Annotated in this window: 8 protein-coding genes; 2 read left to right on the top strand and 6 right to left on the bottom strand. The window is 70.0% G+C overall.

Translation table 11 applies throughout. The annotated features are described in order from the left end of the window. Positions 1–327, top strand: a 327-nt coding sequence (locus tag NBX02_RS17180) for a type II toxin-antitoxin system RelE family toxin (protein ID WP_250292202.1), incomplete at its 5' end; no start/stop codon positions are given. A 227-nt stretch (positions 328–554) separates the two neighbouring features. On the opposite strand, the gene NBX02_RS17175 is transcribed toward NBX02_RS17180, so the two are convergent. Together NBX02_RS17175 and NBX02_RS17170 are read right to left on the bottom strand one after the other, a co-directional pair. Then, positions 555–1,667, bottom strand: a complete 1,113-nt coding sequence (locus NBX02_RS17175; RefSeq protein WP_250292200.1) for a DUF262 domain-containing protein — start codon at positions 1,665–1,667, stop codon at positions 555–557. Positions 1,668–1,927: 260 nt separating this feature from the next. Then, positions 1,928–2,200 carry a hypothetical protein gene (locus NBX02_RS17170; RefSeq protein WP_250285952.1) on the bottom strand — a complete coding sequence of 91 codons (273 nt, stop codon included), beginning with the start codon at positions 2,198–2,200 and terminating at the stop codon, positions 1,928–1,930. 580 nt (positions 2,201–2,780) lie between these two features. Between NBX02_RS17170 and NBX02_RS17165 the strand changes: the two genes are divergently transcribed. Continuing rightward, entirely contained in the window at positions 2,781–3,998 is a 1,218-nt protein-coding gene (locus NBX02_RS17165; RefSeq protein WP_250285953.1) for an acyl-CoA dehydrogenase family protein, read from the top strand. A gap of 48 nt (positions 3,999–4,046) precedes the next feature. Here the strand turns inward: NBX02_RS17165 and NBX02_RS17160 are convergent, their stop codons facing one another. The 4 genes from NBX02_RS17160 to NBX02_RS17145 form a co-directional block, all read right to left on the bottom strand. Further along, a complete protein-coding gene (locus NBX02_RS17160; RefSeq protein ID WP_250292199.1) occupies positions 4,047–5,672 on the bottom strand; it encodes an ABC transporter substrate-binding protein in 1,626 nt (541 codons plus the stop codon). A 112-nt stretch (positions 5,673–5,784) separates the two neighbouring features. Next, positions 5,785–7,146, bottom strand: a complete 1,362-nt coding sequence (locus tag NBX02_RS17155; protein WP_250292197.1) for a cytochrome P450 — start codon at positions 7,144–7,146, stop codon at positions 5,785–5,787. Positions 7,147–7,220: 74 nt separating this feature from the next. Continuing rightward, positions 7,221–8,336, bottom strand: coding sequence for a polyprenyl synthetase family protein (locus NBX02_RS17150; RefSeq protein WP_250285956.1), 1,116 nt, complete (start codon positions 8,334–8,336; stop codon positions 7,221–7,223). Positions 8,337–8,488: 152 nt separating this feature from the next. Then, on the bottom strand, positions 8,489–9,924 hold a 1,436-nt coding region (locus NBX02_RS17145), incomplete at its 5' end, for a cytochrome P450 (RefSeq protein ID WP_250292196.1).

The raw sequence follows: 9,924 nt of genomic DNA, 5'->3' as shown, positions 1-9,924 counted from the left end.
GGAGGAGCTCGCCGAGACGATGCGGCGCCGGCTCGGCAGGGCGTGACCGGCCCGGCGGGGCCGCGCTACCGGCTGGTGACCGTGCCGGCTGCCCGGCGCGCGCTCGGCGAGACGCTGCCGGAAGCGGTCGCGGCGGCCGCGTACGAGTTCATCACCGGCCCCCTTCTCGACGCCCCTTACCGGGTGGGCAAGCGGCTGACGTCGCCCCTGGACGACCGGCACGCCGCCCGGCGCGGGACCTACCGGATCGTCTACCGGATCGACGACAAGGCCATGACGGTGACCGTCGTCGACATCGACCACCGCCGCGACGTGTACCACCGCTGATCAGGTGGCTACCGGCCCGACCAGGCGTCCGGATAGCCGAGCTTGACGGCGGTCCGGACGCGGTCTCGAGGCCCGGATCATGGTCTTGTCGATCTTCCTGGTACCCGCATGGTACCCACACCGGTTCCACCAACCAGCGTTTTTCGCCGGTTCTTGCCGACTCTAAGCGATCAAAGAACCGTTGCGGCATAAGGGTTTCCGACTCTCAGCGGTCGTCCCCGTCTATCTCAAGATCGGATTCGATTCCCGCCACCTCCACCACGATACGTAACAACGTCCTGGGTGGTGTTGGCGCTGGCAAAGAACCCCGACCAGGACGTCGACCAGAACCAGCGTGTCAAGATGCGTCGTTGACCATCACTCGGTTTGGGGCATAGATCAAAGAAGGCCGTAAGCAGGAGGACCTGGATGCTGTATGGCACCAGGCGGGCCACGGGAACACGGATCTCGTGGCGTAGGAAATCCACGGCGCGGCTGAGAGCCACCTCGGTCTGCTCGATGGCCGGGTTCAACCTCGCCCGTGTGCGGCGTGCCAGGCTCTCCCATCTTCCGGACTGAACATCCTCCTCCCCGGCGACGGCGAGTACCGCGCGGAACACGACGTTCGACGGCAGGCCGGCGAATCCGCGGTCCCCGAGGCCTTCCAGCATCAGTGAGACCTGGTCACCGAGGTTGACCTCCGAACTGGACGAGTAGGTCAGCGCCGAGACCATCTGCTGTGGGGTCATCGCGCTGCCCTTGCTGTTGAGCCGCGAGAAGACCTCGATCGCCTGTTCCAGTGTCCCGCCCTGCAAGCGGATCACCGCGAACCGGTAGGACTTGATGCGCTGCGAGACCTGCTCGGCTTCGTTGATCATTGCGTCGCCGGTGCGAGGGTCCTCCGATGCCGCCTGCAGTTGGCGCGCGAACGTCAGGAAGTCGAGTGTCCGGAGCACCGAACGCACGGGAAGAAAGCTGGCCGGAGGCTCGCCGGCCTTTCGCCAGTGTCGGTAGACGAGCCGGTTGTTCCGGTCCGATCCCAGTTCGCGGAAGACGCGCCAGATCCACGAGTTCGCCGGGGCGGAACCAATGTCCTCAGCCGGTCTCATGAGGGTTCCGAAGAGCGTGGAGAGGCGCTGATGTCCGTCGAGGACGAAGGACACCGCGGATCCGGCGGGCGGCTCCGGCGCCGGGATGTCGCCCACGCGGTCGAGGCTGGGAAGCCCCAGGTTGGTCTCCGCGGGCCGTTCCGGGGACGCCTGCGCACGACGCTCGAGCAGCGCCGCCAGATCGATCTCGGCAGGGGCGGGCACGGGCGCGGCGAGGGCGGCACCGCCCACCGCGGAGGTCTGGGTCGTCATGGTGCGAGCGAAGCAGGAAGTGGCTCACATCACAACGTTTATCTATCTATGTAGCGAATAAGACTACTCATTGGGATGAGGGCTGGGCCTGGGAGCACGTGCGAAAGTGGCCAGGCACGCATCGTCCAGGGCGTGCGGACTGGTCGTCGGCGAGCCGACGGAAGGGCTCCGAGTTGTCACTCACCGTTCTGGCGGGCACGCTCGAGGCATATCCACAGCGCTGCCTCGACGCCGGGAAGGCTGACGTCGTCGCATCCGGCTCACAGGGCACCGTCGGGCAGGTCGTCGACCACGGAGAAGATCGCGTGGGCGGCTTTGATCCATCCTCGGGCTTCGGCCCGGCACACGTCGTCCAGCGCGGGGTCCGCGGCCTGCGCGCGCATGGCCGAGGTCTCGCTGAGGATGTCGTGGAGCCGGCTGAGCGCGATCAGTTCCCGGTCGGTCTCCGGATCCAGGCCGAGGTTGACGACCGGCCCGCCGGGGCCGTCGATGACGCCTTCGTCGTCGTCGAATGGGAACGGGATCGCGCTCATCGGCTGCCTCCGGTCTGGTGGAGTTGCGCGTTCGTCTGGGCCTCTGTCACCGGGGACGCGGCCCGGGCGTCGTCCGGCCGTGCCCGGGCTGTGGCCTGCTCGCCGGCCGGCGGTGCCGGCCGCCGGCCACGCGAAGGCTCGCATCTGGTAGTGTGAACATATGTTCGATGACGGTGGCAGGCAACTTCTGTAATCCAACTCTCGTAAGCCAGCCCTCGTGATCCAACCCTGTGATCCAACCCGTAATCGGCCGTGGGCGCTCCTCTTCGAGGAAGCGGCGTGACCGCGACGAACGCAACCTGTCCAGTTTGCCCGTCCGTGTTCCCGGCACGGTCAGCGCATGTGCCGTTGCGGTATTGAGCCGACCATGACGACCGGGCTTGTCGGGTACGCCGCCCGCCATGACGTCGGTGTCCCTGGCCGGTGGGTATCCCGCCGACAGCCGTCCGCGCCCAGAAAGGACATATCCGGACGACTGGTGGGCCTTTCGCGATCTGTGCCACTCGGAGGGGCTTGTCCCGGCATCATCCCTGGCAGTCCGGAGATTATGGATCATTCAGGTGTTCTCGCGGGAGCTGAGATGAGCGACGGGTGTGCGTGCCGGGTGTTTCCCGGCGGTGGTTCTCCTTCCGCGGAGACCACGGAATGGGCCGCGCGTGTCGAGAGGATCGCTCCGCTGCTTGCCCGGTACCGGGACCAGGGCGAACGGGAAAGGACGACACCGGCCGCGGTCATCGACGCGCTGCGCGCGGAGAACATCCACCGGATGTGGGTCTCGCGTGACTTCGGCGGCGGCCAGGTCAGCGTGCGGACCGGTTCGGCCGTCCTGCGGGCGCTTGCCCGTCTCGACGCGTCCGTCGCCTGGCAGATGGGGGTTCAGGGAGCGATCGGCCGGATGTCGGACTATCTGCCGGAGCCGGTGGCGCACCGGCTCTTCCGGGAGAGCACGGGGCTGGTGGTCGGCGGGATCAACCCGACCGGCCGGGCCGAGCCCGCATCCGGCGGATATCGGCTGCACGGCACCTGGTCGTTCGCGAGCGGCTCGGCGCACGCCGACTGGCTGGTCTGTGCCGCGGTGCTCGTGGATGACGACAGCTCCCGCACGGCTCCGGCCGGGTCACGGACACGTATGATCTTCGTGCCGAAGAGCGCCGTCCGGTTCGTGGACGACTGGTTCGCCGGGGGGCTGCGCGGCACGGGAAGCACGACCTTCCACGTCGACGGGCTGGTCGTCCCCGAGGAGTACACGGTTGACGGTTCGCTGCTGCGCGGCGTCCCCGCCGACCGTCCCTCGCGGGGCTACGGCATCGCCTACTACGACTTCGCCCCGTTCACGACGGCGTCGACGGCGTTGGGAATAGCCCAGGACGCCCTTACGGTCTTCCGGTCGCTGGCCCGGGAGAAGATTCCCGCCAGGGCGACGAGCCCGCTGGCCGCCGGCCACATCGTGCAGGCGGGGCTGGCCCGCGCGGAGATCCTGGTGCGGGCGGCGGCTCTGCTGCTGGCCGACGCCGCCGACCAGGCGACGGCGTCGGCGGGCGACGGCGGGGAGGATCACAGCGGGGAGGAGCTCAGCGCACTGATCCGTCTGACGGCCACAGCCGTGGGTGAGAACACCGTGTCCGCCGTGGACACGCTCTACGAGCTGGCCGGGACGAGTTCCCTGTACGCCGCCAGCCGGCTGGACCGCTGTTTCCGCGACATCCACGCGGCGGTCAAGCACATCACGCTCGCGCGGACGAATTTCGAGATGGTCGGTCAGTACCTCCTGGGCGGGCCGCTCCTGATGCGACGGTGACCCCGTGGCGGGAGACGACCGGGACAACAGGGCGGCCCGGAGCGGGCCTCAGGATTTCCAGGCGTCGTGGAACTGCAGCCGGGCGTCGGCGTTCAGAATGACGTCGTGCACCTTGGCCGACAGGCCCAGGATGACGGTCAGCTCGATGACGGGGACGTTGTACTGGTTGGTGAGAATGAGCTCCTGCGCCTGTCTGACGAGCGCCATGCGGGCGTTCTGGTCGGCGGTGGCGGCCTGCCGGGTGAGAAGGTCGTCCAGCGGGCCGGGCCTGAGGTTGTTGAAGTTCAGGCCGGTGCTGGAGTACTGGGTCCGCAGCACGTCGGGGTCGGCTCCCTTGGTGTGCCCCCAGAGCAGGTCGTAGCCTTTCGCCTGGACCACCCTGCCGCCGTTGGCGACCGGTTCCTCGTGCAGGGCCGCCGCGATGCCGACGGCCCGCAGCTGCTGCTGGATCAGCTCCAGTATCGTTTTCGCCGACGTCTGGCCGGTGAAGTACTGGACGGTGAGCTGGAGGGGCCTGCCGTCCTTGGTGCGGATGCCGTCCGGCCCTGGGCGCCAGCCGGCGTCGTCCAGCAGTTTCCTTGCCTCGTCGGGGGCGAAGACGAGGTCCGCCGAGAGGTTCACGTAGCCGGGGGTGGAACTGGCCAGCGGGCTTGTCGCCGGCTTTGTCAGCGGGGTGAGGACGGTGCTGATGATCTCCTGCCGGTTGATGGCCCGGGAGACGGCGCGGCGTACCGCCGTGTCGTCGAGGGGCGGGCGTCCGGTGTTCACGCTGAACCCGTAGGGCAGGCCGGGGGCGGACTTGTACTGCAGCGTGAAGCCGTCCGTGCGCAGGCTCGCCTCGTCCTGGGATGCCACCGCGGAGTCGCCGTCGATCGCCCCGGACCGCAGGCTGCCGTTACGGACCCCGGACTCGGGGAGGACCTGGAAGACGATCTGGTCCAGGTAGGCCGGCCCCTGCTGCTTCCACAGCGTCGAGCCCCAGTGGTAGCCGGCCCGCCTGTTCAGCGTGATCGACTGGTTCTTCTGGTAGCTGCCCAGGGTGAACGGCCCTGAGCCGACAATGCCCGACGCGCACCGTTCGGCCGGAGGCTTCGCCGTGCTGGCGGGGGACACCAGCCCGAGGGTGTGGGTGGAGGTCGCCTGCAGGAACTGGGCGGCCGGCCGGTTGAAGGACACCCGGGCGGTCAGGTCGTCGACGATCGTGGTGTCGCGGTAGCCCTGCAGGTAGCTGGCCGCCTGGGCGGCGATGGTCCCGAGTTTCCCGGCGGTGTCGAAGTTCGCCTTGACGGCCCGGGCGTCGACCGGGCTGCCGTCGCTGAAGGTCGCGCCCGGACGCAGGTGGAAGGTGAACGCCGTCGCGTCCGGGCTGGTCTCCCACCGCTCGGCCAGCCACGGAACGATCTTTCCGGTGGCCGGGTCCTGGTCGGTCAGGGAGTCCACGAGCTGGCGTGCCGGGTAGACCGAGTCGATCGAGCTGACCTGCTGGGGGTCGAGGCAGCCGAAGTCAGAGGTCAGCGCGAAGGCCAGCCGGCCGCCGGGCTTCGGGACGGCCCCGGCGGCACCCGCGCCGCCCGTGCCGCCCGACCCACAGGCGGTGAGCAGCACACCGGCCAGCCCGGCACCCGCCGCGCGGCGGAGCCAGGTGGTACAGCCGGACGGATTTCTCGGTCTCATATGGATGTCCTTGTACGGGTTGGGTATCGGCCGGCGGTCGGCCGGCCGTTGTCGGACGTGTGTGGACGTCGGACGTGTGTGGACGTCGGACATGTGTGGGGAGCGGGGCCGGTCAGGCCGTCCGGGCGGCGGGCCGTCGGGCCTGGACGACGAGTGGCACGCGTGTGGGCTGGAGCATCGTCGAGCGGCTCGGGCGCACCTTGTAACCGGGTTTCGGGTGCAGCGTCCAGCGGGCGACGACCGCCGCCATGAAAATCATCATTTCCGCCCAGGCGAACGGCTCGCCGATACAGCTCCGGTTGCCCGCACCGAAAGGGAGAAAGGAAACACGGGGGATGGCCGCGGTGCCCTCGTCACTCCACCGGTCCGGGTCGAAGACCTCGGGAACGGTGTAGACCGCCGGATCACGCTGGATGGCGTGCAGGGAGAACAGCACGTTGCTTCCGGGCGGTATCCGGTGTTCGCCGAGCACGAGTTCCGTCATGGTCCGCCTGGACAGCAGCCAGCCCGGTGGGAACAGCCGCAGCGCCTCGGTGAGAACCTGCCGCAGGTAGACCAGGTCGGCCAGCGCCGAATAGCCGGGGGGCCGGCCGGCCAGCACCGTGTCCACCTCGGCGGCGAGCCGTTGCTGGATGTCGGGGTGCCGGCTGAGCAGGTGACAGGTCCAGCTCAGCACGTCCTGCGCGGTCTCCACCCCGCCCAGGAACAGCGCCATGGCCTCGTCATGGATCTCCTGGTCGGTGAGGCCCGGGCGGCCGCCGTCGGCGCGGGCGGCCAGCAGCAGTGCCATCAGGTCACCGTCGGTGGCACCCCGTTCCCGGTACTGGGCGATGACGTCCGTCAGCGCCTCGTCGAGCCGGCGGCGGGCCCGCTCGAAGCGGCGGTTGCCCGGTGTCGGCAGCCTCTCCAGCCAGCCGACCGGGAAGGCGATCCGCCTGGCCACGCCTTTGAGCAGGATGGGGAAGGTCTCCTCGACCTCGACCGCGACGCTGTCACCGAGATCGGAGGAGAACAGCGCTCGGCACACCACGGCCACCGCGAAAGTGTGGATCTCCTGGACGAACTCCACGGTCTGGCCGTCCCGCCAGCCGGTGGCGCGCTGTTCGGCGGCCTGCCGCATCTGGTCGGCGTAACCGGCGATCCGGGCCGCGTGGAACGCCGGCTGCATCAGCCGGCGGTGCGCCATGTGGGTCGGTTCGGTGGAGTTCAGCAGCCCGTTGCCGAGGAAGGGCGCCGACTTCTCGTAGGCGATGCCCTTGTCGAGTTTGCGGACGTCCCTGGTGAGGATCTGGTGCACCCAGACGGGATTGTTGATGACGTAGGCCCGCGCCGGCCCGAGGCCGATGGTGACGATGTCGCCGCTGTCACGCAGCGACTCGAAGAACCTGCGTGGCTCGCTGAGCATCCGGTGCATGTGGCCCAGCAGCGGGAGCCGGCCGGGGGCCGACGTGACACCCGGGACGGTTGCCGTCATCCGTGGATCTCCTTTGTTCCGGACGTACTGGAAGGCGATGTGCTGGAAGGCGATGGCATAGTCGCGCCCGCGGATCAGTGGGTGCGGTTGACGACGAACTCGGACAACGTGATCAGTTCCGCGGCGGCCGTACGTTCCATCGCGACGCTGTCGAGGGTCCGCAGGGCGCGGTCGAGATGCAGGTGGGCCTGGGCGGTGGTGAAGGACCGGCCGCCGGCCTTGCTGATGAGGGCCGCCGTCCGGCGCAGCGTCCACTCCGCGTCCGGGGTGTCCAGCGGCATGGCCAGCAGGTCCGCGAGCTGCTGGGCCGACGCCGTCGAGCCGGCCAGAGCGCAGACCATGGGAAGGGTCTTCTTGCGCAGGCGGAGGTCGTTGAACACCGGCTTGCCGGTGACCGCCGGATCCCCCCAGATACCCAGCAGGTCGTCGACCGCCTGGAAGGCGGTTCCCAGGTCGCGGCCCACCAGGGACATCGCCGTGACCATCTCGGGCGGAGCGCCACCGAGCAGCGCTCCCAGCGCCGACGCGCAGCCCAGCAGCGACCCGGTCTTGCGCGTCGCCATGGTCCGGTACTCCTCGACGGTCACCGCCTCCGGGCCGGTCCACGGCCGGTATTCGAAGGCGATGTCGGCGGCCTGCCCGTTGACCAGCTCGACCAGTGACGTCGACAGCAGGCTCATCGCCGCCGACCTGGTCGCCGGGGCGAGCCGGCCGGTGCTGTGGGCGAGGGTGTCCAGGGCGAGGGCGAGCAGCGCGTCACCGGCCAGGACGGCCGGGCCCACCCCGAACGTCTTCCAGGCGGTGGCCCGGTGCCGGCGCTGCTCGTCGCCGTCCATGATGTCGTCGTGGACGAGTGAGAACGCATGCACCAGCTCGACGGCGACCGCCCCGGCGACCGCGGCCTGTGCCGGGGCGCCGACGGCCTCGGCGGCGAGGACGGCGAGTGCCGGCCGCAGCGCCTTGCCGCCGCCGCCACCGTTGCCGCCACCGCTGTTGTTGCTGGTGCCACGCACGGTCGGTGTGCCGTCGGAGTCGCACCAGCCGAACGTGAACGACGCCATCCGCCCGAGCCAGGGGTGCAGCCGGTCGACGGTCTCGCGCAGCGCCGGCAGGACGAGGTCCCGGCACCGCGCCAGGGTGTCGAGGGCGGCCGGCGACGTGACCCGCAGCGGCGGGGTGTACTCGCTCATGGGACGGGCCCTTCTTCGGCAGGACACGGGCCGGGGGCGGCCCGCGGTAGGCGGCGGCTCGCGGTAGGCGGCCCGCGGTAGGAGGCGGGCGTAAGGGCTGGCCAGCCGGCATCGCTCAGCCGGCTTGGCCGGCGTGGCTCGGCTGGTGTCGCTCAGCCGGCGGTGCGCAGCGCGAGCCCCGCGCTGGCGGCGGCACGCGGCTTCGGGATCATCAGGTACGGCCCGGTGCCCAGCGACGCCTTCGGGATGGTGGTGCGCGGCCTGGCGCCGGGCGTGGGACGCAGGCTCCAGCGGGTGGCGATCGTGGCCAGCGTGAGCGTCGTCTCCGCGCGGCCGAAGGTGTCACCGATGCACTTGCGGCTGCCCGCGCTGAAGGGCACCATCGCGCCGCGCGGGATGCCCGCGGCCCGCTCGGGCAGCCAGCGGTCCGGGTCGAACCGTTCCGGGTCGGTGAACAGTGCGGGGTTGCGGCCCATCATGTACGGGCTGAACATCACGATGGTGCCCCTGGCCAGCCGCTGCCCGGCGAGTTCGGTGTCCCTGCTGGTCGTGCGGGTCAGCAGCCAGGCCGGCGGATACATCCGCAGGGTCTCGTGCAGGACCCGCCAGGTGTAGTCCAGCCGCGGCAGGTCCTCGAACGTCGGTGGCCGGCCGCCGAGCACCTCGTCCAGTTCGGCGTGCAGCCGGGCTTCCACCTCCGGGTGCTCGGCGAGGATGTGGAAGGCCCAGGCCATGGTGTTCCCCGTGGTCTCCGTCCCGCCGATGAGGAGGGTCATGATCTGGTCGTAGACCTCTTCGTCGCTGAGCCGGTGCCGGGTCTCCTCGTCACGGGCCGCGATCAGGATCGACAGCAGGTCGCCGTGGTCCGTCCCGGCGCGTCGCTGGAACTCGATCGTCTCCCTGATGACGGTGTGCATCCGTTCCCGGACCTGGTTGAACTGGCGGTTGCCCGGCGTGGGCAGCTTCTCCTGCCAGCCGATCGGCGCGACCATCCGCTTGTAGACGCCCCGCATGATGATCGGCATGCAGTAGGCGACCTCCGGGATGATGGGACGTCCCCCGACGGTGGTCGCGAACAGGGTACGGGCGGTGATCCGCAGGGTCAGGGCGTGCATCGCCTCGCTGATGTCGATGGGCCGGTGGTCCTCCCACGAGCCCAGGACGTCGGCGATCTCCTCGCGCATCAGGCGGGCGTAGCCGGGCATCCGGGCGGGATGGAACGCGGGCTGGATCATCCGTCGTTGTACGCGGTGGTCCTCCCGCATGGAGCTGACGAGCCCGTTGCCCACGAGCAGCCGCGCCTTGTCGAACAGCGGCCCGCCCTTGTCGAAGGTGCGTGAGTCCACCAGGACCTGGGTGACCACCTCGGGGTGGCAGGCCAGGTAGGCCGGACGCGGCCCGAGACCGATCTGGACGAGGTCGCCCTGGGCGGGCAGCGCGGACAGGAACCGCAACGGCCGGCGCCACAGCTGGAGGGCGTGGCCGAGCACCGGCAGGCCACCCGAGGCGACCGCGAAGGAGCGGTCCCGCTCGTCCGCGCCCCGGCGGGAGGGCGGCGTGGGCACCTGGTCGGCGGCGATGACGGAGG

The organism is Protofrankia sp. CiP1_Cm_nod1 (genome assembly GCF_920888515.1).
GTDB lineage: Bacteria > Actinomycetota > Actinomycetes > Frankiales > Frankiaceae > Protofrankia.
The sequence above is the reverse complement of the archived record's forward strand: the minus strand, read 5'-3'. Positions and strand labels throughout refer to the sequence as shown.

Coding starts and splice junctions, on each gene's coding strand:
- NBX02_RS17160 (WP_250292199.1), bottom strand. CDS start 5,672: ATGAGACCGAGAAATCCGTCCGGCTGTACCACCTGGCTCCGCCGCGCG.
- NBX02_RS17165 (WP_250285953.1), top strand. CDS start 2,781: ATGAGCGACGGGTGTGCGTGCCGGGTGTTTCCCGGCGGTGGTTCTCCT.
- NBX02_RS17170 (WP_250285952.1), bottom strand. CDS start 2,200: ATGAGCGCGATCCCGTTCCCATTCGACGACGACGAAGGCGTCATCGAC.
- NBX02_RS17155 (WP_250292197.1), bottom strand. CDS start 7,146: ATGACGGCAACCGTCCCGGGTGTCACGTCGGCCCCCGGCCGGCTCCCG.
- NBX02_RS17150 (WP_250285956.1), bottom strand. CDS start 8,336: ATGAGCGAGTACACCCCGCCGCTGCGGGTCACGTCGCCGGCCGCCCTC.
- NBX02_RS17175 (WP_250292200.1), bottom strand. CDS start 1,667: ATGACGACCCAGACCTCCGCGGTGGGCGGTGCCGCCCTCGCCGCGCCC.